This is a genomic window from Mesorhizobium sp. ESP7-2 (genome assembly GCF_020164715.1).
Taxonomy (GTDB): domain Bacteria; phylum Pseudomonadota; class Alphaproteobacteria; order Rhizobiales; family Rhizobiaceae; genus Mesorhizobium.
Map to the genome: position 1 here is coordinate 203,217 of NZ_JAIUGQ010000006.1, position 25,559 is coordinate 228,775.

Below are 25,559 nucleotides of genomic sequence, written 5' to 3' on the forward strand. Positions count from 1 at the left end.
TGACCGAGCTCTAAGTCGGGTTGCAAGAAGCGCAGACGTAGAGGAGAATTTAAAACTTCAAAAGCTCGCCGCAATTGAAGGTGCGTCTGGCCAAGGTTCCAGGATGATCACAGCGGCGGCCCGACATGCCTCGTCGGTCGACCCCGCCGAGACGTGACAGCCGTCATGTACTCCAGCAATGTTGCAACTAGGTCAGCCGCTACTCAGTTCTGTTGGTCGAGCTCTTGAAAACCATTCCGGATGGCCTCGACCAGCACCATTATCGAGTAGGGCTTTTGCACCCAGCCAAGCGGCCTTGCCGCTTCGGCTCGGAGCTTCACTTCATGGTCGCCATGCGCCGTTGTGAATATGCTTCGTATGCCGTGGTCCCGATAGAGTTCCAGTGCGGCATCAATTCCGTCCCGCTTTCCCAGCAAGCGGATATCCATGAGAACAAGGGCAGGCCTTGTCGAGAGCGCGATGCTGACAGCTTGGTCGGCGCTAACCGCCGTTCCTGCCAGCGAGAACCCCGCCGCGGTCAGTCCGGCTTCCGCGTCGAGCGCAATCAGGTAATCGTCTTCGACGATCAATATCGACCTACCGGCCATGCGCGTTGCCGGGCCGGCGCCCATGTCGTCTCGCGAGAAAGCCAGCCGGGGTTTGAATGCTCGGTCGAACTCTCCGGCGGAGCTAACTTCGGTCATCACGGTTTCCGTTCTCAACGCCGATCTCCAACGGGGTTTGAGAGAAAAGTCACCGTGCATCGACATGGGCCTCGATGAACCTCGAAATTTCCGCCGATCTGCCGCGCGAGGCCCTCGACCAGCCGCAGTCCCGAGGACGTCCCGCGTACAGAGTTCAGGTCGAAACCGGAGCCTTCATCCTCGACCACCAGAGAATTGCCCTCCCCCTTCTTTCTGATGCTGACGTGGACGGTCCCGCCGACGCTGCCGTTCAGGCCATATTTCACCGCATTCGTCAAAAGCTCGTTGACGATGAGGGCCAGCGGCATCGCCACGTCGTTTGGCAGTTGAATACTGTCAGCTTCACAAACCAGCCGTACATTCTGTGGAAACATTTGCTTGGCAGTCTCGCAAACCGCCCCGAGGAAGGGCTGCGCGCTGAAGTTCCCCACGTCGGCGGTATCGTAAAGAACGCGCTGTGCCGCCGCCATCGCAGCGACCCGTTTGCTTGCCTCGTCTAGGATGTCGCGCGCTTCCGGGCTTCGGCTCGTCCTCGCCGCCACGGAAAGCAAGGACTTCAGCATCATCATGTTGTTCTTGACGCGATGGTTGAGCTCGTCGAGCAAGATCCGCTGCTGGGTCTCGGCCTGCTTTCGTTCGCTGACATCGACCAGCATGTTGATGCCGCCAATGACGTTCCCATCCGCGTCCCGCATCGGTGTCGGATAGGGGATGAACGGGATCCTGGTTCCGTCCGGCCGCTCGGCAACCGCTTCGTATCCGCGGACCGGCTTACCTTCTCTCAACGAGATCGCCATCGGGCATTGATCGTGGGGAAGCGGCGTGCCGTCGGGCCAGAAGAGCTTCCAGCTCACGCACCATTCGTCACTGCCGATTACCGGGGTGCGCCCGGCAAGTGCAACCGCGGCTTCGTTGAAATAGGTGATCTTGCCATCGCGATCGGTGGTGTAGATCGCGGCAGGAATGGCGGCGAGCAGATCCTGAAGGTGACGCTGGCTGTCGCGTACCTTGGCTTCAGCTATTTTTTGAGCGGTTATGTCGCGCGCGATCTTGGAAGCACCGACGACACGGCCGTTTGCGTCTCGCACCGGCGATATTGTGAGGGAAATATCCACCAGTGTCCCATCCTTGCGGCGGCGCACCGTTTCGAAGTGGTCGACGAGTTCACCCCTGCGGATGCGGCCCAAGATCAGCGGTTCCTCGTCCAACCGGTCACCCGGGATGACAATGGTGATGGGCTTGCCGATCACTTCCGCGGCCGAATAGCCGAACAGGCGTTCGGCGCCTCGGTTCCAGGTCGAAATGATGCCGTTGAGATCTTTGCTGACGATCGCATCGTGGGATGACTCCACGATCGCTGCCAATTGTTGGGCGGCATTCTGTGCCTTCAGGCGCTCGATTCCAAAACCGAGTTGGCGAGCGATTGTGCGGGCGACCTCGACCTGGTCGGCGGAGCAATCCCATGGCTGGTCGAAGTAGGCCATGAACTTGCCAAGCAGTCGCCCTCCCTCCGCTATCGGAACGAAGCAAACCGCGCCGATGCCCTCGGCTCGGATTGTCCGCTTCAGTTCTTCCGGAAGCTCGGCTTTTTCCGTATCGCCCAGGCAAATCGGCTGAGGATCAGCGCAATCCGCCGGCCAGGGCGAGTGACCTTCTACCGCGGCGCGATAAGCGTCCGAGAGGCCTCGCCAAGCGACAAACTTCATGACCCCATCGTTCAACAACAGGATCGAAGCGCGCTGACAACCCAGCGCACGCTGGATTGCGTCGAGCGCAGGCTCATGGACGTCAGCCGGTGTGCGGGCATGCTGCAGCCTTTCGGTGAATCGATGCAGCGCAGCCTGCTCCTCCGCCCTTCGGGCAAGTGTGGCTTCTATCGCCTTGCGCTCGCTGATGTCATGCTGCACGCGCACCGCATAACGAAACTGCCCCTTGGCGTCGAAGACGCTGGAGGACGTCACGAGCGCCCAGAACAGCGACCCATTGTTGCGAACGAATCGCTTCTCCATCGTGTAGCTTTTTATCTCTCCAGCAACTTGTTGCCGGTACTGCTCGCGGTCGGATTTCACATCAGCCAGGAAGGTCCGATCAAAAATCGACCGTCCAACCAGATCCTCCGGCGCGCAGCCCAACAGGTCGCACAAGTGGGCATTCACCCGAAGCAGCCGGCCTTCGGCATCCGCCTCTACAATGCCCGTCCCAGCGCTTTGATAGGTGACAGCGAGCCTCTGCTCGTGTTCTCGTAACAACTCTTCCGCGTTGACCTTTTCGGTGACGTCAAGGCTAATGCAGCGCGTGCTGAGGAACCGCCCGCCAACCGCACGCACGTTGGATGTGATCTCCACCCAACGCACGGAACCATCCTTGGCCCGCAGCCTGGCGCGGTAATTTTGAAGGTCTTCGCGCCGCGACAGGCGGCTCAAAATTTCGTCGATCGCGGCAGGATCAGCATGAAAGTCACGAATGCTGCGGCCGACATATTCGTCAGCCGTGTAGCCGAGCATGTCCAGTTCGGCGCGGTTGGCGCGAAGAATGGTTCCGTCATTCGCAACCAGGTGGAGAGGGACTGCCGCATTCTCGAAGAAATCCTCGAACTCGCTGGTTACGACAAAATCGGAGGCCTGCCGTTCGCGGCTCTTCTCGTCGGCGAACCCCTTCACAAAGGCTCCGGCACCCAAAACCCTTTGTTCCATATAGATCTCGAACCCCTTTAACCTCCTTAAATTCACGAGCCGAAAAATCGTTCCGAATTAATACCGAGAGTGTTGGCCAGTCAGGAAGAAATGCGATTTGTACGCCAAGGCCAGCCTCGTCCGAAATGTCCTCATCGCTAGCGCGGCACGACCAATCCCCGATCTCTTGTTCGATTGCTTGATTTGGGGTTGGCCATCTGGACTGCCGATCCACCGCGCGCATCGCGCTTTTAAATATCAACCCGGCTGCGAGACGACGAAGCCGGCGCTGGCATCCGTCGGACATCGGCTTCCTGGCTGCCGTGCAAGTGTGAACTGGAACATAAACGCGCAGGGCAGGTTGGATAGCAAGAAGGAGACCTCAGTGATACGCTTACTCGATCAACTCGGTGCCTCTGTCTGGGTACAAGTTCGGCATACAGATTGGCGGGTGAGCAGGCCGTCTTTCACAAACGGGCCAAACTGTACGCCGCTCGTTTTCGGAGCTGGTACGCCACAGACTGGTGAACCCAAATAGTAAAGCTAGCGCCTCGGACCGCAGAGCGCACTCTCCGTGGTATGCGCCGAGCGTCAGCGCGGTGATGACGGCGGTGCTTTCTCAGCCTGGTAACCGCCGAGCAGCCGACGGTGATCACGCCGCCGCAGTGAATCCGTACCGTCAACTTGTCGGCTTCGCGATCGATCCGGATGATGTCCCAAACAAGAACGACTCTATCTCCAGCGCGGGTTTTAGGTGGCGGGTCGACCGAATAGGGCGGGTCATACGATGGAATGCTTACTTTGGCGCGTCCGCTAGGTAGGATCGTCGTGACCGTCCCCGTCAACGCGACCTCGTCACCGATCTCAAATTCCCGAGGCACGCTATAGGGGAGCATAGGCCTCCTCCGGCGCTTTCCGATATTAATGCCGGCAAACTGAGTTGGTTGCGTGAACTCGTAAGTCTCGCCCCTCGCTCTACTAGCTAGCAGGCTTCTCTGATTGGGGTCGTTGAGGTCAAGCTCCTCCTGATATTTTTCCGGATCATGTCGCCCCGCGGGTCACTCGCTTCTCTTCGCGGTCGGCGCGGAGCCGCCGCATGATGGGGTCAGGGAGAGCGAGGCGTCTCAATCTGTTGAACGACCTTGGAGAATTCCCCAGGATCGTGCCTGCTAACGAGATCGCCTTGCCCATCGTCCCACGGGAACGATCCGGATCACCCTCTCGGGCGAACTACTGTCTGTGTTCGTTTTTGTTCCTTGTTCTATTTCATGCCAATGTGGGGCCGGCGGCTTCCTTTCCAAAGCGGAATTCGGTTGCGTCGGCCCACATGCGATGCAGGATGACGGCCAGCTTGCGGGCTACCGCCACGCGGGCTCGCGCCATGCCGCGACGTTTGGCGATGTTCATGCCCCAGGCGCGCAAGCTCGACCATTTCTTCGAGCGCACGAGTAGCGAATGTGCTGCCTCGTAGAGGGCGGTGCGGGCGAGTTCGTCGCCGCAACGGCTGACCTTGCCCTGAATGTCGGTTTCACCGGATTGGTATCGCGCTGGCGTCAGGCCCAGATGCGCTCCCACTGCCCGCGAGGAGCCGAACCGCTCCGGCCGGTCGATCGTGGCGCGGAAGGTGAGCGCGGTGATCGGCCCGACGCCGGGCGCGCTCATCAGTCGCCGACAGACTTCCTCCTTGCGGACGATGTCGAGAACCTGCTTGGTCAGGCGGGCGAACTCCTTGAGCATGGAGCCGAGGATCGAAAGCAGCGGCTCGACCATCACCATCGCCTCGGCGTCGGCGCCGACCAGCTCGCGCACGCGATCAGCAAAGGCGGTGCGCGAGGGCGTGCCGAGCTTGATACCGGCCTCGCGCAGGATGGCGCGCACAACATTCTCTATGCTGCGCATCTCGTTCAGCACGGCGGGCCACCAACAGCGCGCGCCACAACCGGCATTGCCGGCTCTTCACATGCACCTGCCGATACCAGCCCGTACGCATGATCTGCGCAAGCGCGCGGGCATCGTTGCGATCCGTCTTGTTAGGCATCGTCTTCATGGCCGCATTGGCCTGGCGCGTCTCTATACAGATCGCAGGCAGGCCTTCGGCGCACAATCCATCGTGAAGCCAGGCCGTCAGCGAGCACGCTTCCAGCCCGATGCGCTCCAGCGGCAGATCGAGCTTCCGCAACGCCTCGGACAAGGCCTGCGGTTCGCTCGCCGCTCGTGTTTCCTTCACGATCCGACTGCTCTCATCAATGACGCAAATCGCGGTCTCTTCCAAAGATACGTCTAATCCAGCAAAATACTTCATGGCTGCTCCTTCCCGATGTTTGTGGCGCTCCAAGGCGACCACGTTCTAACATCCCGACAGGAGTAGCCGCCCTCAATCTGGCTCGGGCGAGACCCCAATCACCCCATCTGTTGAAAAAGGGCTCGCGACAGTCCCAGGTTCGTGATTCACTCTGATCACGAAGAGTGGAAGTGAATCGTGCGGGGCGGGCGGACAGGCGGGCGAACTGTTCAGCTACGTGGACCTGGAGGCGCGGGTGCGGCGGGATCACCCTTTGCGCCGTATTCGGGGGATCGTGAACGAGGCGTTGGCGGCGCTGGAGCAGGATTTTGCCGCGCTGTATTCGGGCGACCATCGATCCCGCCGGGGAAGCTGCTCAGAGCGATGCTGTTGCAGGCGTTCTATTCAATCCGCTCTGAGCGACTGCCCATGGAACGGCTGGAATACGACCTCCTGTTCCGCTGGTTCGTGGGCATCGGCATCGACGATCTGGCCTGCATTCGGTGTTCGCGACCGGCTGCTGGAAGGCGACATCGTGGCGAAGTTCCTGGCGGCCGTCCTGGCGCAACCCAAGGTGAAGAAGCTTCTGTCCACGGATCACTTCTCGGTCGACGGCACGCTGATCGTGGGCATCGATGAAGAGCGTGAAGCTTCCATGGCCAGAAGCGATCTAACAAGACGCATGCATCGACCACCGATCCGGATGCGAGGCTCTATCGCAAGGGGCGGGGCAAGGAGGCGAAGCTCTGCCTCATGGGGCCTGGGCTGATGGAGAACCGCCATGGCCTGCTGGTCGATGCTTGCCTGAGGCAAGCCGACGGCATGCCGAACGGGTGGCGGCGCTGCACATGGTCGAACCCTATGGTCGGCCGCTGGCGGATCGTCGAGGCCGATCTTTGGGATCGCGATCATCCCGACCTTGTCGATCCCGCCACTATCACCATCGAAGCGGGCAACCACGGTGAGATCGCCTTTCGCCCTGTAATGGCGTCGATCTCAGCTATGGCCCCAATATGGTATTCTTCACATGGGCCGGCTTCGACAAATGGACGAGGTCACTGGCGAGGCTCTTGCTGAATTGCTTGACGACGGCTCGATCGAGATCACATTCGCCTACCATCATGGCGCCGAGGCGATCCTCAAAGCCAAACGAGATATTTCTTCAACAGCCCGCTAGGCCGGCCATCCGCTCCTGGTAGGCCGGCTGCAGGGTTTGCGCAGATATGCTCACGCTCGCCATGCCGTCGTCCAGCACCTTCAGGATTGTCACGGTGAGTGTCACTTCATCGCCGATCTTTACTGCCATGGCGGCTGTCCATTTCGAGCTTCGTCGTCCCACTCGGCTTAACATTCAATTTTGCTAAAATGCTCCGGAACCGATTGCCGCCTTGCGGCTTGAGTCGCGGTTCCCGGTGTCGCTGATGCATGAGTAACGCCGCAGACCGGCTTTCATTTATCGAGTTTCAATCGCCCACGCTAGTCGAGAGGGCGCCTAAGGGCAGCGACTGGCTTCACGAGATCAAATATGATGGCTACCGAACACAGCTAATAGTCGAAGGCCATTCGGCACGCGCCTTCACGCGCCGCGGTCACGACTGGTCGCATCGCTACAAGGGTATCGTCCAGGCGGCAGCGAACCTGCCGGTTAAAGGGGCAATCATTGACGGGGAAGCTGTCGTCCTCGGCGAAACCGGGTTGCCCGACTACCAAGCCCTGGAGCGGGAGTTGGGCAATCCAAACTCGCCGAAGATCATCTTCTATGCGTTCGACCTGCTGCACCTCAACGGGCGCGATCTTCGGCAGCAGCCACTGACGAAGCGGAAGGCCGCGCTAGAGCAGCTGCTGAAAGACGCGGCGCCGACACTGACCTTTGCCGAGCATCTGGAGGTGAGCGGCAATGACGTGTTTGAACATGCATGCCGGATGGGCTTGGAGGGGATCGTGTCCAAGCGAGCGGACGCCCCGTATCGCTCAGGTGTCCAGGCGAGCTGGCTCAAGGTGAAATGCATCAAGAGCGACACTTTTCCGATTGTGGCTTTCGTCGAGAAACTCGGCGCCCAGCCCCGCCGTATCGCATCGTTGTACATCGGCCGCCGCGAGGGCGACCGGTTGCTTTATGCCGGCAAGGCCCAGAGTGGATATACGCTGGAGGCGGCGCGGCGTGTCCGTGAGCGGCTTGACCCGCTGATCATCGAAAGGTCGCCGTTATCGATAGCCGTCGACAAGCCGAAAGCGACCTGGGTGAAGCCGGACATTCTGGCCGAGGTGCAGTTCAGCGGCGCCACCGATCGTGGGATCCTGCGCGAGGCAGTGTTCAAGGGCCTGCGCGAAGACCTCGTGTCGATCCCGGCAAGGCCGCCCGCTCCATCAAAGAGACGAGAGGCGGACCGGGACCATGGGGTTCCTCGCGAGAACATCCTGCAGCTGCTCCCCGATGCGGTTTGCCCCTCGAAGGAACAGCTTGTGCGCTACTGGGAGCGGGTTGCTGATCAAGCACTGACCTATCTCGGCGAGCGACCGCTGAAGCTGGTCCGCCATACGCGAGGCGCCACCTTTTACCACAAGGGAACGCTACCGAGGATCCCTGCGGCCGTGCATCAGTTGTGCCTCCGGAAGCGCGAGGGCGGCGAAGGCGTTCGTGTGTGGGTGGACGACCTGGCAGGCTTGCTCGGACTGGTCGAGATGGATGTCGTCGAGGTCCATCCTTGGAACGCTACCGTAGACGATATCGAACATGCTGATCGCGTGGTCCTGGACCTCGATCCCGGCGAGGGCATCGAATGGGCGGAAGTAATCGAGACCGCGCAGGCCCTCCGGGAAATCATCGCATCGGCAGGTCTGGAGAGCTGGCCGAAGGTAACGGGGGGCAAGGGCATCCACCTGATGGCCCCGCTTGAAACAAAGATGACCCATGACAGTGCCCGGCAATTTGCCAAGTCGCTCGCCCAGTGCCTCCTCGATGCACGTCCCGATCGTTATCTGCTCTCGGCCGTCCCAGACGCCCGAAGAGGCCGCATCTTTCTTGACTACCTTCGCAACGGGCGCGGCAACACAGCGGTGGGCGCCTTCTCCCCACGAGCCCGACCGGGATTGCCAATCGCTCATCCTGTAACCTGGAGCCAGGTTGAGCGGGGAATTCGGCCCGATAGCTTCACCATCGACCACCCGTTCCGAGCGGCTGCCCGAAGGGCGGCGTAGCCAGAGGGAACGGCAAGCGTTGTTAGAGCGAACTTTTCCGGCGGCGAGGAACCAATGGGTGCGGTGACAAAACGCTCCAACAGACCTCGACATTCCCGGCGAAAGGCTCGCGTTTTGAAACGCGCCCCTCGAACGCCGCCTCGATCGTTCTTCGTCGAATATGAAGATCCGGCTGGCCGTCGTCGCCTTCGCCACGTGACTCGTTGGTCAATCGGAATGAACTTGGCCTGGTTTGGCAGCCGCAGAATCATCAGGACACCGAGCCCGGCCGGCGCGCCCGGAGATGGAGCACACTCGCAACGTGCTGCCCGCGAAAGCAGCACCGCACGACTGCTGGCTGACGCGCGACGAGGCAGCAGGCCGCCGCGCTAGCCCTCAGGCGCTGCGTCGGTCTCCATCACTCCGCCTGTTCTCGTCCGCGTTAGAGAGAGCCGCCTGCAATCGTGCAGCGGCCAGGAGAATGTCAGGTATGTCGCCGGTGGGGTTTTCCCGATTGTTCCACGCCGGATAACGCAAAAAGCCTGCCGGCCGGAGCCAGCGGGCTTTGAAACTCAGTTAGCTAGGTTATCAGGCAGCTAGAGATGCAAACGGCGACAACTGCCGTCAGCCTCGCGCGCTTCACCAGCGCCGGCTTCACGTAGTTCTTTTTCATAGGTATTCCGCCGGTTGACTTCTCAAGGCGCGCGAAATTGCCTCACGCCGCCGAAGTCTGTCAAGAAGCCCCAAGGGAATAACCCTCTCCAGGGTGAGGCGCGGGCTGACCAGAGATTGAATCTATGGTCAGCGACAGGCCTGTGCACGCTGTCGCCGAATGGCTCAATCTGCTGGGATTGACATACTGCGGATTTTGCATAAGCCGGGACTTATGGGAAGGCCTCGGGTAAACTGCCATCGCCGTGCCGCATCGCCTCCGCGATCACTTCGAAGACGCTGCCGACTTCCTCATAGATCTCGCTTACCGCGATGCCCTCTCGGTCCGCAGCTTCCATCACGGACTATAGATCATTTATCGCGGCCGGGTCGTCGGTCACCGCATCAGGCAGATGCTCTGCGATCCACCGGTCGAGGAAATTGGCGCCGCGTGTGCTCATTTTTCCATAAGCAGCCGGCCCATATTAGGTTCCGCTTATCTTGACTCCGCAGCGAGCCGCTCCAGACTCACGCCATGGCGAAGGGCATCAACATCGGCGATGAGGTCGCAATCACCGCGACCGTTCGGCGGCGGGTGACAGAGGATCGCGTGAGCGTTTCCATCCCCTCCTATGGTCAGCCCCATTCCATTATCGATCAGTCAACGAATGTGCGGAAAGGCCAGCACATAGAGCTGATCGGCAACGTTACCCACCTACTCGACAAAAACCGCGTGACGGTGAACCTGGGCGTTCCCGTCACTGTCGATGCCGCTGTCGTCAGGCTGGTGAGCGCATACAGGCTGCCGACGAGAAAAAAGCCGCTGGTGGACAAGCCGACATGAGGGGCGGCAGTCCTTGGGGCCTCGCTAGTTCTCCGAATGGCTGAAGACGACCATCCCGTTGTCCCTGCGCACCTCAACGCATATGACCCCGTCGTCACCTCTTCGAGTTTGGAACATTGCGATTGCATGATCCTTAGCCACCTTCTCAGAGTCAAAGGTCAGCTCGTCGATGATGCCTTTTCGTCCATACCAGATGACGGTGAATGCCATTGAAGGTCCCATGCTTCCCGCGAAGCATATAGGAGTTCAGGCCGGATCGCGATTGGTTCCGGGAACCTTTAGCAAGGCGGGATGTTGCTGGCCCCATGACGAAGCTTTCAGACCTTGGACCGCCCATCAAGGGCAAGCCGCACGAGCCCTCCGACGAGGGCGACCACTTCTATAAGTGCAAGATCTGCGGACAGCCGGTCGACATGTTTCCCGGCAGGGCTATCCAGCAGATTTCTAGCTGACGCCGCTTATCGCGACAGAGGTTTGTACGCTTTCGGACACCGAATTACGAGTCAGGCCGCCCATCGGAACCACAGGCCGACCCACGGCTTTTACGGGGATCTGAGGTAAAGCAAATGGCTCGACGAGCAGTGCGCAACATGATGAAGGTCCACGCCGAGTCGGACCGGGCCTCAAGGGAGATTCAAGCGGAGGAGCGGGCCCAGCGCGAGGCTAAGACTGCCCGTTTGAAGGCACAAAGAGAAGCTCAGGAAACGGAAACGAAGCCGGCAACAAAAAGCCCGCCGGCCGGAGCCAGCGGGCAGCTGACAGAAGTGGACGGCCGCCCGGAGTAGGCGGCTGGCTCCCGAACCTTTGTCGGTGATACATGTTCCAGCTCGCAATAAAAACCCCGCCCCGAGCGAAGCCGAAGTTCGCCGGGCCGCGGCCGCTGCACGCCTGCTGTGTGCGCACTAGGGCGTCGAAGATGGTGCGGTAGAGGCTGTCGACCTCTTCGTCGATCTCCTCCCGCTTGATACCGACTTGGCATCGGCGATGAGCTTGTGCGTCAACTCGTCGACCGAGATGACATCCGCGTTTGTGGTCTCAGGGACGTTGTTCGCGATCCATCGGTCGAGGAAGTTCATGCCACGCGTGCTCATTTCGACACAAGTCGCTTGGGGATATTAGGTTCCGCTCATACTGAAGCGCCGGACGAGCGAACCGGAACCAAAGCGCAATATGTCGATTTCCTAATGGAAGGGAACGCAACGGACGAAAACAATGGCTGAAATTTTGGAGCTGGAGCTTGCCAAGGCCAGGCTGAGTGTAAACCAAGCTGAATCCGAACTCACTCGTCTCGAACGGATGCTGGACAAGCGATATGGCGTGAGCATCGACATTGCCCTCTGTGACACCATACGAAACGCGCAAAGACGGGTCGCTGAAGCCAGAGAGCAGCTGATGAAGGTCAAGGCTGGTGCCTAAGCTCGCCGCCGGCTCATGCCGTCCGAGAAACGTAAGCGAAGGTTCGCTTTTCGCCCTTGGTCTCCGCGACACGCAGCCAGTGTTCCTCCTGGCGCCATAATGTGACAGACTTGCCGATGTATGCCTGGGCCGCCTTGAAGGAAGCTGCGCCATGAGCATGCGCCAAGACACGACCGATTCCCCGGCCATGATCTCAACCCGATATTGTGGCATGTTGCGCCACCCAGCGATTGCTATACCGCGATTCGATCAGCTTTAGCTAAAATAGCTCCGGGAACTTTTACCATCTCAGCATGTTGCTGACCCCATGACAAAGCTTTCAGACCTTGGCCCGCCGATCCCCGGCAAGCCGCACGACGGCGAGCCCGCCGACGAGGGCGAACATTTCTATAAGTGCGAGATCTGCGGACAGCCGGTCGACATGCGCGATCTGCGTCAGGTGATGTGGCACGAGCAGCCGAGCCATGAGCGGCTGGATCCGCAAGATGGCGCAACGATCCTTTTATTCCCAGGGCTGCGGAAATAGCTCCCCTGTGCAGCACCCATAAACCCGCAAGGCGACACGGAAGAAGCCGCTGGTGGACAAGCCGACATGAGTGGCGCGGGACGAATTTGCTTCCGTGAAGAGCAGCATCCGCAGTTCATCATCACGCCCGTTTGACGCCCATTCGTCGGGCGCTACATTGGCACGCGGCGGACCTATCGGACGCCAGCGGCCGGCGCTCATTCTAGACCCTGAAGTCCCCCGCCCACTGAGCGCCGGCCGACCTTTTTCGATCAGCTCCCGCGATAGGCGCGGTATCCTGTCCCAGTCCGCGGCCGGCGGGTCTGCTCGGGCGAAAACCGACATTTGAATCCTTCTGAGCACTGCATTAGATTCGGCTTGTTAAATTGTAGCTATTGGGAGGTAGCTATGATCGAAAGCCGTACAGACATCGCGCGGGCGGTGCTTGACGCCAGTTTGCTATTGCAGCACCACTCCAGGGCCTACATTACCTCAATTCAGGGTGACATAGCCCAAACCCGGCGTGCAATCGCAGCGTCGCAGGAGCTTCTGAAGCGGTTTCGCCGGCGCAAGATGGACGAGGCGCTCAGAGATGAGCGGCACCGCGTGTCCGCTTTCCATGCAGACATTGTCCGGTCTGTATTTCGAAATTTGGTCTCGGAAACTGACGTGCCTAGGTGTCAATGGCGCAACCTGGCTAGGAGCCTCATCTTCGAGCTCACGGGGTGCGAGCGCCCTGATGCTGCCTTGGTGGATTGGATCATCAGGAAGTAAGGCGCCGACCACCCGCGACGCCCGTGGGCCCGCCTCACTGGCGGCGAAGCGGGCCCGGCCAGGTCTTGGGGGACCTGACCGGCAGCAGGGGAGCTGCCGCCTTTCGAACCTGCCGAGAAATGCCAAGTTCCCACATAAGCGCACAAAAAGCCCGCCAGGTCCGCTCATGTCCGGTATCGGTCGTGAGGGATCAGCCTGGTCATGGCAGGACGAACTTTGTTAGCCCGGAATGTTCCCCGCTCCGTGGGCCCGCCTCGGGGTGGCGGGGAAGCGGGCCCGGCCAGGAGGGAGCCGGACCAGCAGCACGGAGGCTGCCGTCATTCGAACCTGCCGAGAAATACAAGTTCCCACGTTGCGCAAAAAAGCCCGCCGGCCGGAGCCAGCACACCAGCATGAGGCCCGCGCCCCACCCAACAAAGGCGCGCGGGCCGGCCAGCGTCGCGAAAAGACCCGGACGCGCCGCCGCCTTCGCCCGAACTTGCGACTAGTCGAGCTGTTCCCGACCCGAACACTAAAAAGCCCGCCGGCCGGAGCCAGCGGGCAGCTGACAGAAGTGGAGAGACGCCAGAGAAGGCGGTCCGCTCCCGAACATTTGTCTGTGCCACGTGTTCCAGCTAGCAATAAAAAACCCGCCACTGAGGGGACGGTTGCGGGTTTTGGTTGAAAGCTGATCAACAGCTCTCTTGCGCCTCTAACTGAGGGAAGGTGTTAGGGGCGCCAGGGGATAGCTGAAAGGATGGAGGACCGCCCGGACAAGGCGGCCCGCTCCCGAACCTTGGTCTCTGACACATGTTCCAGCCGCCCGGCAAAAAGCCCGCCAGCTTCCGGCAGCACCTTTCGAAAAGACGGGAGAAGCTTAATGGTCAAGGTCTTTCGCCTGTCGCAGAGACCGGGCCTCTCTGATGATCGACGCACGATTTAGCCCGACAAACGAAACAATCTCTCCCGGTCCCGTCATTGCCGGCCGCCCCATTCACGGCAGCGGCGGGCGTCCCCTAAAGGTGCCCGGGGCGGAGGGCCCAGGTTGAGGGGCTAAGCCGCGAGGCGGACAAAGAGCCCGCCTTCATTCTCGACGCTTGACAGCGCCCGCATCACTACGCCGACTTTCGGCCCTTGGATTTGGTGCCGCCCTTGATGCCTTCCTTGGCCAGGCTCTTGCGAAGCACCGAGGCCAGGTCGATGACGTTCTCTTTTGGCGCCGGCGCCGGCTTGGGCGGTGCTTTGCCTTTGCGCTTGGCGTCGATCATCGCAATCAACGCATCCTCGTATGTGTCTTCGAACTTCGACGGATCGAACTTGGTGACTTTCTTGTCGATCAACAGCCCGGCGATCTCAAGAAGGTCTTCGTCGTATTTGGGGCTTTCCAAGCTACTGAACACGGTCTTTTCCGACGTCATCTCGTTGTGAGTGCGCAGTTCGGTCAGCAGCATCCCGTTTTGGAAGGGTTGGATCAGCACCTCGCGCCCGCGCTGGTAGAGCACCACGCAAGAGCGTGCAGCCACCCGCTTGTTCGCCATCGCGTCGCGTAGGATGGAAAAGGCTTCGAGGGAAGCTTCGTCCGCCGGGATGAGGTAGTAAGGCTTTTCCAGATATCGGGTGTCGACATCTTCGATTGCGACGAATGAATCGACCTCGAGCGTGTGCGCCGATGTCAACTTGAGTTTCTTGATCTCGTCCGGCTCGATCTTGATGAAATGGTCCTTGTCCACCTCGTAACCCTTCACCTGGTGCTCGCTCTCGACGACATCCCCGGTCTCTTCATCCACATATGCGCTTTTGACAGGCAGGCCGTCTTCACGGTTCAAAATCTTGAAATGGATCTTGGAGGCCTCGCTGGTCGCACCCACAATCTTCACGCCGCACGAAACCGACCCGACCTTCAGGAACCCTTTCCAAACCGCACGGGGTGCCACCATGACCTTGCTCCTTTGCTGCCGCGAGTAAAGAACACGCGAAGTCGTCACCCGTTCCGTCGAAGTGTCACGAGACTCGGGCGAGGTTGGCGATGGCATCGCCGCCGCGAAAATGCTGTCAACTTCCTCCCGTCTCTGTTGCCGATATCCCCTTCACGGCATTGCCGATCGCGTTCACCGGTTCCGCCGAGATCCGGCGTGGCCGCCGCTCATAGGAAGGCGCCTCGGCTTCGCTCTGGTGAACCCACATAGCAAAGCTAGCGCTCTCGACTGCTAACCACTGCGAGTTGCGCGGCAGACATCGTGGCGCACTCTGCGTCAGCGCGATGAAGAGCGCCGGTGCTTTCTCAGCCTGGTAATCGCCGAGCGTCCGACGGTGACCACGCCGCCGCAGTCAATCCGCACCGTCAACTTGTCGGCTTGGCGATCAATGCGGATGACGTCCCCAACAAGAACGACTTTATCTCCAGCGCGGGTTTTAGGCGGTGGGTCAACCGAATAGGGCGAGTCATAGGACGGAATGCTTACTTTGGCCCGTCCGCTAGGCAGCATCGCGGTGACCGTACCCGTCAGCGCGACCTCGTCACCGATCTCAAGTTCCCGGGGCACGCTATAGTGTAGCATAGGCCTCCTCCGGCGCGTTCCACATATTAATGCCGGCAAACTGACTTGGTTGCGTGAAATCGCAAGTCTCTGCCCCGTCGGCTCCATCGGGCCGAGCACCCTGCGACCGGGCCCAAGGACATGCAGCGGCTGGGATCATCGGCCGCGTGAAACACTTGCAGGGCGAGGAGGATTTGCGGCACGCGTCATTGCAGAACTTCAGGGAAGTGGAATAGGTGGCCGGCGCGCCAGATGCAGCGGCCGTCTACCCTAACGCCAATGGGCCGTCGTGATCAGTGTTCCAAGCGGCAACCATTCTGAACCTGCCACCATTTCTTGTGACGGCAGGTTGCTTGCCCCCGCCGCTGATCGCAAGACACAGCGCGGCGGATGTAATGGCTTGCACCTCTGTACCGCGAAACTCTGGAAGACTGCACTGCTGGTTATCGCACGCTATACTAGGATCCATGATGTGTCGTTGTCTGGGTCTAATTGTCTGGTCATAATCTCAGTTACAGCCATTTCCCCAACCCTAATCCCCGACTCACATTTATATTCGTGAGCGGAAATGTGCAATCTGTGTAGTTTCCTCGGTCGGGAACATATCTAAAGGGCGGCGCATACGGCCGCCCGCCGCCGGTCAATGCAAAGCCGAACGCGCGCTGGTCGCTGGATTTCGTGCATGACCAGTTCGCCTGCGGCCGGAGGTTCCGTGTGCTCAACATCGTCGACGACGTGACACGCGAATGTCTGGCCGCGATCCCGGACACCTCAATCTCCGGCCGTCGGGTTGCCGGTGAACTGACGGAACTGATCGCCCAGCGCGGCAAGCCGGGCAAGATCGTCTCCGACCACGGCACCGAGTTCACCTCGAACGCCATCCTCGCCTGGTCGAAGGATTACGGGATCGAATGGCACTACATCGCGCCGGGCAAGCCGATGCAGAACGGCTACGTCGAATCCTTCAACGGCCGGAGGCGCGACGAGCTGTTGAACGAGAGCCTGTTCTTCGGCCTCGACCACGCCCGCAGCGCCATCGCCGAATGGCGGGAGGACTTCAACACCGCGAGGCCTCATTCCTCGCTCGGCTACCAGACCCCGGCGGGATACGCCGAGGTCGTCGCCGCAACCGGCTCCGACGCTGTGCTGATCGAAGGCTCCGCGCCTCCGCCGGTTGCTCAACCCGCGCCAAACGGCGTAACAGAAACGGCCAAGGTTCTAATCGCCGCTGGATGAATGTTCATGGCAGGTCACCTGGTGCACGAAATGCTCGCATCACGCCATGGTAAAGCCGGAAGGGCTGATCCGGCGTTACGGCAGGGAAGCCCTGTTCAGCTCGGTCGAACGGGCGCTTTTCTGCACGAACTGCGATCGGGGCGGGCCGGTCCGGCTCGAGGTCCACAGCATGCCACGAAACTGAGGGTGATGACCGATCCCTTACGGCCTGGCTTGCATCGCAGCGACGCTGTCGTCGGCGCCTGGATCAGCCAGGTCGTGTAGCTGCTGGGAGAAGCGCGTCATTTGGTGCGAGCGGGCAGCGTCTTGCCCGAAGGCGCCAACTCAGAAGACAAAATGCGTGCGCTTTAGCCCGGTTTTTACCGGTTGGCTCGTCAAAGCTTCCTGACCCGCTGGAATGTCCAGTATCATTTGGAACCTTGCGAGCTGCTCCGGAAAATCCCGCGCAAGGTGTCTAACCACCCGCGCGTTTTCCATCAGCCGGTCGAGATAGAGCCTTGCCACCATCAACTCCAGCGCCCAGGTGCCACAAAGGCTGGCGCAGTACAGAAATTCTTCGTTCAGCAAATCAAACTCAGCTTCCATGGCGGCCAGCTGGTCGGCTGTCACCCCGACAAACTTCTTTCTCGGCCTGGAGGGATCCACCAACTGCGACGCCGGAGTAAGCGTTGAGAGGAGTTGCGCATAGTGAAAGCTCACTCTCTTCAGGGCGATCATGAGCCTTGCCGCTTTGAGCTGCCTTTCCGGAACCATCTTGCGCAAGGAAGCGAAGACCTGTGGCGGCACATTCCAATCCTGCAAAAGCTTGAGAGCCTCGGGAGAAACTCCATTGACCAACGGGCTTGGCGCTGAACTCTCCGCAAGCAGGTTCAAAGTAGGTCCTTCAGCCAGGGCCTTCGGCACGAAGGCCAGGCTTTCGGCCGATAGCAGGCGACGGAACGATTCCTGCTTGATCGGATATCGAAACACCTCGGCGATCGTCTGCAGCAGATGCCGAGAGATAATAGCTTCGGCGATCATGTCCCGCGTTCGTTGGCATTCCGCCTGATAGGTTCTGCACAGCCAGGGACCGGTGAACCATCTGTTGGGCTCTTGCATCTTTTCCAAAAGCGCCGCATGTCTTGTGCGGTTATTCTGCAAAAGAAGGTCGGCGGCTTCCAAGCCTAAAACTGTGCGGCGCTCCCTCATGTGGGGCTCCCGACGAATGTTCGCTCAGCCAGCGCAACGAGCGGATCTAGCGATCGGAAAAGAAACGCATCCAGCTTCATTCCATTGTTGACATGGAAATCTCCTTTGAACCCGGAAATTTCATGCGTCGGAGCGATCAGGTAGTCGCGAATGATCAGATTGCCCGGCTGCATGCGGATCAAGACGAAAATACCCGCCCTGGCCTCTCGCACGGCCCGCGAAGACCAGCGGGGATAGGCAGAATGCGAAACGCGACACCTGGCGATCGCGAGCGCTACGGTCAACTCGCCATTGATGCGGATGATCTCCGTTTCAGGGTCCTGGGAAGCGTGGCCGGCTGCCTGTTCAATCGCGACCAGCAGGTCTTCTAATGCATGATCGCGGATAGCCTTGAGGCGCCTGTCAATTTCGATGAAATGAGACTTTCTGGGCGGCAGGCAACCGATCAGCTTGTATGCGCCGAGCAGACCTCCGAAATGCGCGCTATAGCGATAGGCCGAAGGGCATTCGGGCGCTGCGTTGATGATGTCGGACGACAGTTTCCCATGACGTTTGTAGAGTCTTCGTAGGACTGCCAGCATCTCGTCATCGCTCATGTGAAGATAAAGCGATTTCAATATTTGCTGTGCTTTGTCGAATAATTGGCGACTGATGATAGGCTCAAAGGCGTTGTCCGCTCTGACCCATTGGTCCGGGGGATTGTACACAACCTTGGTTTTTAGTTTGGTGCAGCGTCTATTCCAGACGTTGTTGCCGATATATTTCTCATTGGTCAGGACACGGCGCACGCCATCGGCTTTCCAAGGCCGACCGAAGTCGTTCAGGATCCCCCGGTCATTCAGATATTTTGCGATTTGAGGTTCGTTTTTGCGTGACCGGACAAACAGGCGAAAGATCAATCGAACAGTAGCTATCTCTTCCGGTGGCCCCGGCACGATGATCACCCGGTCTGTCTGGAAGTTCTTGTATTCATAGCGGGCGAGGATGAGTTTGGGCCGTCCGAACTGGTCAACCATCAGACGCCTTAGTCCAAGCCCCTGGATGCCGCCTACGTGGAAGCCCATGCGGGCCATCCTCACCTGGCCCAAGAAGACCCTCTGTGACAACATCCGGCTGTACTCTGCAGCCATGCTGCGCTTTATGGCCTTGAGTACATCGGATCCGACGGTGCCATCGTTCGCGAATTGCTCGGCGCAAAACTCAATCCGAACACCCGCCATCTGACATCGATATTCGTAGGAAGCGCTTTCATCGACGCTTTGGAACCGGCCCCATCTGCTCACGTCATAGACGACGACAGTCTCGTAATCGGCGAGGCCGTGTTCAATGTCGAACAGCAGCTTCTTGAGCCCGGGCCGGCCTTCTATGTGCAACCCGCTACGGCCGGGGTCTTCATAGGTGGCGACGATGTCGTACCCCATGACCTCTGCATAGCTGCGGATTGCATCCTTCTGATTCTCGAGGGAATAAGTCTGGTGCTCGGTGGACATTCGTACATATTGAGCCGCGCGAACCCTTCGCCTCTCCGTAGGAGGTTCGCGGGCCGCAGCAACCTTGTCCATCGCCTTGCACCATCGGGACGAATGTCAATTCTAGCGGGCAGCGCATGGCAATTCCAGTCGAGATTAAATCGAAGCGTCCGCCCGACTACTTTTGCACTTTGGAAACCATGGCTTTCAACTCATGGGAAACCCTGACTCACTTCGTGAGAAGCCGCGCCGCCGTTCCGCCGCAATGCAACCGCATCGGCTTCGTTCGCCCCTGTCCGTCAGTCCGCGGGGCTTCAGAGGAGTTCCAGTGATGATCATCAAGAAGGCTATTCTGGCGGTGCTGATCACCGCAGCACTTGCGGGTTGCCAGTCGCAGACTGAAGGCCAGCAGCGCGCCACCACCGGTGCGCTATTGGGCGGCGCCGGCGGCGCGCTCGTCGGCCAGGCTATCGGCGGTAACACCAAGAGCACGGTCATCGGCGCGGCCAGCGGCGCGCTGCTGGGCGCCGTCGTCGGCTCGGCTACAACTCCGCAGCGCCGCGAGGACCAGCTCTGCCGCTATCAGGACCGCTACGGCCGGATCTACACGGCGCCTTGTGACGACCGTTACTACAACGGCAATTATTGACGAGCTTCTGCAATTATTGACGAGCTTCTGACTGTGTGAGCCGGCGCGTTAACGCCGGCTCCCTCACACCGTCATTCTTTTGTACGCTTTGCGGGATATGACGGTTTTGCGGCGGGCAGGAGGAGGTCGAGAATGACAAGCCTTGCCGGTGCCCTGAAAAACCGCGGCAAGCATGCAGTGAAGCGGCTGCTTCGCTACGACAGCCGCAACTGGCTGCGCATCCGCCAGATCGAAGCCTTCACGGTTTTCCTCGAAGCCGCCAACCGCAAGTCGCGCGACGTGATCGAGATTTCGCCGGGCTGGAACCGCTACTGGCGGGCGCTGTGCCCGGATTACCGGTCTGTAGATTTTCCCGAGTTCGACATCTGCAAGGACCGCACCGACGAGCAATATTCCATCGTCATCGCTGACCAGGTGCTGGAGCATGTGCAGCGGCCGCAAGCGGCGGCCGCCAATATCCACGCAATGACGAAGCCCGGCGGCTGGGCGATGGTGGCAACACCTTTCTTGTTTCGCGTGCATGCGCGGCCGCACGACTACAACCGCTGGACACCCGCAGGGCTGAAACAGCTGATGATCGAAGGCGGCTTCGCCGAGGACGACGTGCAGGCATTTGGGTGGGGCAACAAGACTTGCGCCAAGGCCCATATTGGCGGCCCGGTGCGAGCCTACGGAATGTGGCGGGATTTGAGCAACGACGAGGAATACCCGCTGATGGTTTGGGCGTTCGCAAAAAGGGCGTCGTAACGTTCGATCTTTTTCCGCCATTCCCACGGCGCGGTGAACGAAACAGTCCAGATGCCGCGCCGCGCTGCCATAGCTCACGCTGGGCTTGAGCATAGAAGCCAGTGCTGTACCGGCGTCAGCGAGCGCATGACCCTGACGCCCATCCATTCCCGCCGGCGGCGCAGACTGCCACCATGCGCCTGAACTGATCGCGAGCGACCTCGATGCAGGATGTCGGGCAATGCGCCTCGAGAAAATCCGCCAGCGCGAGAGATACCTTTTGCCCGCAAGGATATTTCTTGCCGACGGCGTCAATGCAGAGCTGCGCGCGTTCGGGCGCGTCAATGCCGTTCAACCGAATTCGCTGCCCGTGAATTTCGATGGTGTTGCCGTCGATGACAAAGGGACTCAGCGGCGCGGCCGTGGCAAGCAGAGGAAGGAGAAGTAGCGCAGCCGTTAAGAGGCAGGCGCCGCTAGGCAATTGCTCCTGGCTTCGAGGTCGATTCCGATTTTGGCGGTCAGACGCGCCTGGTCCGACGGGCGAAGAGCAAATCGCGTGCGTGGCATGGATACTCCCTCTTCGAATGTAGGACGCTTGCGACGCTGCCTATCGGCAGAGGCCAAGCGCATGGCGAGCGCCTTCGAGCACGATAATCTCAAGGGAGCGTTGGTGCAAAAGACCGTCTTCGAGGGACGGCATCAGCCGCCGATCCGTCCCGGTCGCTTTTCCTGACGACATCTTCAACTGTCCATTCAGGAGAGCGGCGATCCGGCGTCCGAATGCGAAACTGACTTAGTCTCGCAGGATGGGTCTTGAGGGGCGGCGCTCCGCCAGCTCATTCCGTCGGGCATAGCTCCTGGCGTACCGTTTTTTGGTGCTCTCGGCCTTTGACTGGCGTCCGCCATGTTCTTGGCAAGCCCGACAAGACGCAGGACCGCGCGCTTTGGATTCGATTCAAGCCAGATGCCTCTGATTGAACTAGGGCGTAGTGACGATTTAACTACCTGAGCCAGATGGCGATAGCTGCAAGTTTGACAAAGCCCATGAAGTTGGCGAGCAGCTTGTCGTATCGAGTTGCGACGCGGCGGAACTGTTTGAGTTTGTTGAAGAAACGCTCGATGATGTTGCGCTCCTTGTAGAGATCAGCGTCGTAGGGACGCTGATGCTTTCGATTGCGCTTGGGCGGGATGACGACCTCGGCGCCTATTTCTGCGATCTTTTCAAGCAAATGGTCGGCGTCATAGCCCTTGTCGGCGATCGCTGCGCCGGTCTCGAAGCCGTCGACGAGATCATGCGCGAAGGCGATGTCATTACGCTGCCCTGGGCTTGCGATCAGGCGAACCGGTAACCCAAGAGCATCGCCTGCCGCATGGATTTTGGTGCTCAGGCCGCCGCGAGACCGGCCCAGACCTTGGGCATCCGCCCCCCTTTTGACCGGCGCGCGCCGGCGGCGTGCTGATGAGCGCGCACAATGGTCGAGTCGATCATCAGCCATTCCAGATCGGCTTCGCGCGCAAGAACCAGAAGCATCTCATCGAGAACGCCCATTTCGATCCAGCGATAGTAGCGCCGCTTCACGGATCGATAGTCGCCGAGCCGCTCGGGTAGATCACGCCAGCGCCCACCCGAGCGGGCCATCCACAGCAGGGCATCGAGGAACTTCCGGTTGTCGGTGCGCGGGCCGCGCTTGCCCTTCGTACCGCCAGGCACAAAGCCCTTGATCCGTTCCCACTGATCGTCTCGAAGCGCATCGCAGTCCATCGCTGACCTCCAAAAATCAGCGTTGAATCTGATTTGCCCTTCCTTGGGAATCCCAACCCGTTAAATCGTCACTACGTCCTAGGTTCTCAAGAACAATTTTCAGCAATTGCCGATAAAGAATGGCCGGCGCCCGCCCCTTGATCAATTATCCGTCCGCTTATAGTTTACAAATCCCTAATTTTTGGTTTACTAATATACAGCGTTGAGTGCACTCGCGCAGTTTCGCGGGTGGGTTGGCGTTCTTGAGAGGGTTTTAGGAGTTCTGGAGTAGCTAGGCCCCTTCGCGGCTGAAGCAGGTGCGTTCGCAAAGCGTGCGCTGCCGCGCATATGTTTGTCCTTCTTCTGGAGGCGGACGGGTTCCCGTTCCGGAGTTCCCTCTCGAGTTTTCGCCGCGACATCGGCGTGGACGTGACGGGAGTGAAGTCGTGAGTTGGGTAAAATCGCGTGCGCATCGCAGGAAGAGTGAAGCCTTGGCTTCGCCACCCCCCAACCATTCGCGGCCGGACCTCGGAACCGATCTAGGGATCGGCTATCGGGGCTGCCGTTTGCCAGTCGAACAAATCCAAAACCAGCGCAGCGCGCCGTCGGAACACGTGGTGCACAACGGTGCCCGGCGTCTGCCCACCCACCCACCAGACCGGCCGCGTCGCGCTCGGTCGGGCGCTTCTAGAAGACCGAACACGAAAGGCGCGGCGCAATCGTCGCTGACCGAGGAGGAAATGATGAGCTATATAGAAGGGTTTGCGGTCATGGAAGTTGCCGTTAGAGGCGTCTTGCCCATCGGCGACTCGACCGAAAGCGTGCCTTATTTGATCCTGGACACGGCCAAGAGCGCCATCGTCGGTCAGGTCATTCTTCCCAAGGCCGTCAAGCGAAGCCTCGCCGTCGCTATCACCGTCAAGGTTCCGGCCGCAGCCGGCTCACTTGCGATTGGCACGTTTGACGATGGCGGGAATTTCCAGGTCGCCAGCTTCCTGCGCGTAGAGACCCCCGCCGTAGAACGTCCCGACGGTGCTGTCGGGCCGTCCGGAAGATGACGCGTCTCAAGTTGTTGTCCTCAGCGCTCGCCAGCCAGGCCGGTGGGCGGTTTCCGCTTGAATAGAATTCGAAGCCAACAGGAGCCAGTCATGGCCCGCGCCTCTGAAATTCTTTTTGTCGACCCCTCAGTCTCCGACCTCCAGACCGTTCTCGGCAACGTGCGACCCGAGGTTCAAGCGATTGTGCTCGACGGCCGCTGGCCGGCGGCGCAGCAGATCGCTGCGGCGCTCGCAGGGCGCGAAGGGCTGGACGCGGTGCACATCATGGCGCATGGCGCGCCGGGGCGGGTTAGCTTCACTGCAGGAGAGTGGTCGGTCGCCACGTTGAAGGAAGCGGCTGACGATTTTGCCGCAATTGGCAGGGCGCTTGCCGCGGACGGTGAGTTGCGGTTGTGGAGCTGCGAGACGGCGGCGGGCGACACCGGCGAGAAATTCGTGGCGGCGCTGGAACGGGCCGTCGGCGTGGTTGTTTGTGCGTCCAGGTCGATGGTGGGCGCGGCCGCTTTAGGCGGTGCGTGGGATCTGGTTGTCCATGCGAATGCGCTACCGCCGCTGAGTCCCTCCGGGGTGGCGCGTTACGCCGGATTGCTTTCGTCAGGTAATCTGACGTTGACGGGCACTATTAGCGGTAGCACCAGTAGTAGTATCAATACGTTCTATGTGATAGATACTTCTGTTAGCCCACATTTGCTCGTGGGCAGCTTCGTTTTACCGCCTGGTCCTATTGATGGTGCTACTCAATTTTCGGTTACGGTGACAATACCAACTGTTGGCGATACGTATGATGTCGTCAGCAATGGCAATGATGTCTATGCAATTCTTACACAGACTGGTCCTACCACATATAATGTTGCGGATGGCTTTAACCCCAACAATGGACATTTAAACAATGGTGTAAATGGAGACAAATTCGTAACAGGGTCCGTCGATGTCACCCAAGTGGGGCAGACCGGCCCGACAGGACCTACAGGCGCGACTGGAGCCACAGGCGCAACCGGAGCGACGGGTGCGACCGGCTCGACCGGAGCCACGGGTGCAACAGGCGCCACAGGTTCTAGCGGCGCAACTGGCTCGACCGGAGCCACAGGTTCCACCGGTGCGAGCGGCTCGACGGGAGCGACTGGCTCGACTGGTGCCACGGGCTCGACTGGTGCAACCGGCTCTACCGGAGCGGCTGGTGATACCGGAGCCACAGGCTCCACGGGTGCGAGTGGTTCGACGGGACCGACTGGCGCGACTGGTGCAACTGGGGCGACGGGTACGACCGGCGATACCGGCGCGACAGGCTCAACTGGTGCAACCGGCTCGACGGGTGCGACTGGTGATACCGGAGCCACGGGCTCAACCGGTGCGACCGGCACAACCGGCTCGACCGGTGCGTCTGGCTCGACAGGTGCAACCGGCTCGACTGGCGCGACGGGCGATACCGGTGCAACTGGCTCGACCGGTGCGACCGGCGATACCGGCTCGAACGGTGCTACAGGCTCGACTGGAGCAACGGGGTCGACCGGTGCAACTGGCTCGACAGGTGCGACTGGTGATACCGGAGCAACCGGCTCTACCGGTGCAACCGGTGATACGGGCGCTACCGGCTCGACTGGTGCAACGGGCTCGACTGGTGCCACAGGTTCGACCGGTGCAACGGGCTCAACTGGAGCGACTGGCTCGACCGGTGCGACTGGCGACACCGGCGCAACAGGTTCGACGGGCGCGACGGGTGATACGGGAGCAACCGGCTCGACCGGCTCTACAGGTGCCACTGGCTCGACAGGTGCCACTGGCTCGACCGGAGCGACTGGCTCGACCGGTGCGACTGGCTCGACAGGTGCCACTGGCTCGACCGGAGCGACTGGCTCGACCGGTGCGACTGGCTCGACCGGAGCGACTGGCTCGACCGGAGCAACCGGCTCTACCGGTGCGACCGGTGATACTGGAGCGACCGGCGCAACCGGAGCGACTGGCGACACCGGCGC

At 60.2% G+C, this 25,559-nt stretch carries 22 protein-coding genes and 4 pseudogenes; 12 read left to right on the plus strand and 14 right to left on the minus strand.

Annotated features, from left to right (window positions below; genetic code table 11):
- Window positions 1–203: 203 nt before the first annotated feature.
- From LB543_RS08990 to LB543_RS09000, 3 genes and pseudogenes are all read right to left on the minus strand, one after another.
- A complete protein-coding gene (locus tag LB543_RS08990; protein ID WP_224613781.1) occupies window positions 204–701 on the minus strand; it encodes a response regulator in 498 nt (165 codons plus the stop codon).
- The gene (locus LB543_RS08995) at window positions 698–3,376 is read right to left on the minus strand and encodes a PAS domain S-box protein (protein ID WP_224613782.1); all 2,679 of its coding nucleotides are present in this window, start codon (window positions 3,374–3,376) and stop codon (window positions 698–700) included. Before LB543_RS08995 ends, LB543_RS08990 begins: the two co-directional genes overlap by 4 nt.
- A gap of 1,245 nt (window positions 3,377–4,621) precedes the next feature.
- Window positions 4,622–5,657 (minus strand): annotated as a pseudogene (locus tag LB543_RS09000) (IS110 family transposase).
- Between the two features lie 154 nt (window positions 5,658–5,811).
- On the opposite strand from LB543_RS09000, the pseudogene LB543_RS09005 reads away from it, so the two are divergent.
- Window positions 5,812–6,502: pseudogene (locus LB543_RS09005) on the plus strand (transposase); the annotation flags it as partial.
- 179 nt (window positions 6,503–6,681) lie between these two features.
- The gene (locus LB543_RS33880) at window positions 6,682–6,813 is read left to right on the plus strand and encodes a hypothetical protein (protein WP_263498634.1); all 132 of its coding nucleotides are present in this window, start codon (window positions 6,682–6,684) and stop codon (window positions 6,811–6,813) included.
- Here the strand turns inward: LB543_RS33880 and LB543_RS09010 are convergent.
- Window positions 6,799–6,942, minus strand: a complete 144-nt coding sequence (locus LB543_RS09010) for a hypothetical protein (protein WP_181182872.1) — start codon at window positions 6,940–6,942, stop codon at window positions 6,799–6,801. The two genes, LB543_RS33880 and LB543_RS09010, sit on opposite strands and share 15 nt — an antisense overlap.
- Window positions 6,943–7,061: 119 nt before the next feature.
- On the opposite strand from LB543_RS09010, the gene ligD reads away from it, so the two are divergent.
- Window positions 7,062–8,834 (plus strand): DNA ligase D, encoded by a 1,773-nt coding sequence (gene ligD, locus LB543_RS09015; RefSeq protein ID WP_140810094.1) that lies wholly within the window; start codon window positions 7,062–7,064, stop codon window positions 8,832–8,834.
- An 863-nt stretch (window positions 8,835–9,697) separates the two neighbouring features.
- Here the strand turns inward: ligD and LB543_RS09020 are convergent.
- The gene (locus LB543_RS09020) at window positions 9,698–9,826 is read right to left on the minus strand and encodes a DUF768 domain-containing protein (RefSeq protein ID WP_140810093.1); all 129 of its coding nucleotides are present in this window, start codon (window positions 9,824–9,826) and stop codon (window positions 9,698–9,700) included.
- Between the two features lie 3 nt (window positions 9,827–9,829).
- On the minus strand, window positions 9,830–9,925 hold the full coding sequence (locus tag LB543_RS09025; RefSeq protein ID WP_140810092.1) for a DUF768 domain-containing protein: 96 nt from the start codon (window positions 9,923–9,925) through the stop codon (window positions 9,830–9,832).
- A 74-nt stretch (window positions 9,926–9,999) separates the two neighbouring features.
- On the opposite strand from LB543_RS09025, the gene LB543_RS09030 reads away from it, so the two are divergent.
- Entirely contained in the window at window positions 10,000–10,308 is a 309-nt protein-coding gene (locus LB543_RS09030) for a hypothetical protein (RefSeq protein WP_140764508.1), read from the plus strand.
- A gap of 24 nt (window positions 10,309–10,332) precedes the next feature.
- On the opposite strand, the gene LB543_RS09035 is transcribed toward LB543_RS09030, so the two are convergent.
- Window positions 10,333–10,518 carry a hypothetical protein gene (locus tag LB543_RS09035; protein WP_224613783.1) on the minus strand — a complete coding sequence of 62 codons (186 nt, stop codon included), beginning with the start codon at window positions 10,516–10,518 and terminating at the stop codon, window positions 10,333–10,335.
- A gap of 95 nt (window positions 10,519–10,613) precedes the next feature.
- Here LB543_RS09035 and LB543_RS09040 point away from each other — a divergent pair, with 95 nt between their 5' ends.
- Complete coding sequence (locus tag LB543_RS09040) at window positions 10,614–10,760, plus strand: hypothetical protein (protein ID WP_181178801.1); 147 nt, start codon at window positions 10,614–10,616, stop codon at window positions 10,758–10,760.
- A 439-nt stretch (window positions 10,761–11,199) separates the two neighbouring features.
- Here the strand turns inward: LB543_RS09040 and LB543_RS09045 are convergent.
- Window positions 11,200–11,399 (minus strand): annotated as a pseudogene (locus tag LB543_RS09045) (hypothetical protein); the annotation flags it as partial.
- Window positions 11,400–11,520: 121 nt separating this feature from the next.
- Here LB543_RS09045 and LB543_RS09050 point away from each other — a divergent pair.
- Complete coding sequence (locus LB543_RS09050) at window positions 11,521–11,724, plus strand: hypothetical protein (protein ID WP_140810090.1); 204 nt, start codon at window positions 11,521–11,523, stop codon at window positions 11,722–11,724.
- A gap of 319 nt (window positions 11,725–12,043) precedes the next feature.
- Here LB543_RS09050 and LB543_RS09055 read toward each other — a convergent pair whose 3' ends face one another.
- The 3 genes from LB543_RS09055 to LB543_RS09065 form a co-directional block, all read right to left on the minus strand.
- Window positions 12,044–12,190 carry a hypothetical protein gene (locus LB543_RS09055; RefSeq protein ID WP_181182871.1) on the minus strand — a complete coding sequence of 49 codons (147 nt, stop codon included), beginning with the start codon at window positions 12,188–12,190 and terminating at the stop codon, window positions 12,044–12,046.
- A 1,907-nt stretch (window positions 12,191–14,097) separates the two neighbouring features.
- The gene (locus LB543_RS09060; RefSeq protein WP_140810236.1) at window positions 14,098–14,919 is read right to left on the minus strand and encodes a Ku protein; all 822 of its coding nucleotides are present in this window, start codon (window positions 14,917–14,919) and stop codon (window positions 14,098–14,100) included.
- A 315-nt stretch (window positions 14,920–15,234) separates the two neighbouring features.
- A complete protein-coding gene (locus tag LB543_RS09065) occupies window positions 15,235–15,540 on the minus strand; it encodes a preprotein translocase subunit YajC (RefSeq protein WP_140764545.1) in 306 nt (101 codons plus the stop codon).
- Between the two features lie 609 nt (window positions 15,541–16,149).
- On the opposite strand from LB543_RS09065, the pseudogene LB543_RS09070 reads away from it, so the two are divergent.
- Window positions 16,150–16,755 (plus strand): annotated as a pseudogene (locus tag LB543_RS09070) (integrase core domain-containing protein); the annotation flags it as partial.
- 324 nt (window positions 16,756–17,079) lie between these two features.
- Here LB543_RS09070 and LB543_RS09075 read toward each other — a convergent pair.
- Window positions 17,080–17,943, minus strand: coding sequence for a plasmid partitioning protein RepB C-terminal domain-containing protein (locus tag LB543_RS09075; protein ID WP_140810087.1), 864 nt, complete (start codon window positions 17,941–17,943; stop codon window positions 17,080–17,082).
- Window positions 17,940–19,505, minus strand: coding sequence for a recombinase family protein (locus LB543_RS09080; RefSeq protein ID WP_140810086.1), 1,566 nt, complete (start codon window positions 19,503–19,505; stop codon window positions 17,940–17,942). Before LB543_RS09080 ends, LB543_RS09075 begins: the two co-directional genes overlap by 4 nt.
- A 238-nt stretch (window positions 19,506–19,743) precedes the next feature.
- Here LB543_RS09080 and LB543_RS09085 point away from each other — a divergent pair, with 238 nt between their 5' ends.
- The 3 genes from LB543_RS09085 (at window position 19,744) to LB543_RS09095 (ending at window position 21,235) form a co-directional block, all read left to right on the plus strand.
- A complete protein-coding gene (locus tag LB543_RS09085; RefSeq protein WP_140765768.1) occupies window positions 19,744–20,061 on the plus strand; it encodes a YMGG-like glycine zipper-containing protein in 318 nt (105 codons plus the stop codon).
- Between the two features lie 132 nt (window positions 20,062–20,193).
- Window positions 20,194–20,808: a class I SAM-dependent methyltransferase gene (locus LB543_RS09090; protein WP_140765769.1), complete on the plus strand. Its 615-nt coding sequence runs from the start codon at window positions 20,194–20,196 to the stop codon at window positions 20,806–20,808.
- Window positions 20,809–21,028: 220 nt separating this feature from the next.
- Complete coding sequence (locus LB543_RS09095) at window positions 21,029–21,235, plus strand: hypothetical protein (protein WP_181182870.1); 207 nt, start codon at window positions 21,029–21,031, stop codon at window positions 21,233–21,235.
- 553 nt (window positions 21,236–21,788) lie between these two features.
- On the opposite strand, the gene LB543_RS09100 is transcribed toward LB543_RS09095, so the two are convergent.
- Window positions 21,789–22,549 (minus strand): IS5 family transposase gene (locus LB543_RS09100; RefSeq protein ID WP_224613784.1). Its coding sequence is split into 2 segments (ribosomal slippage): window positions 21,789–22,210 and window positions 22,210–22,549, totalling 762 coding nucleotides; the frame shifts between segments, so codons are not numbered across the junction.
- A gap of 425 nt (window positions 22,550–22,974) precedes the next feature.
- Between LB543_RS09100 and LB543_RS09105 the strand changes: the two genes are divergently transcribed.
- Window positions 22,975–23,586 carry a hypothetical protein gene (locus LB543_RS09105; protein ID WP_224613785.1) on the plus strand — a complete coding sequence of 204 codons (612 nt, stop codon included), beginning with the start codon at window positions 22,975–22,977 and terminating at the stop codon, window positions 23,584–23,586.
- A gap of 90 nt (window positions 23,587–23,676) precedes the next feature.
- Window positions 23,677–25,559, plus strand: a 1,883-nt coding sequence (locus tag LB543_RS33885; RefSeq protein WP_263498635.1) for a DUF4347 domain-containing protein, incomplete at its 3' end; no start/stop codon positions are given.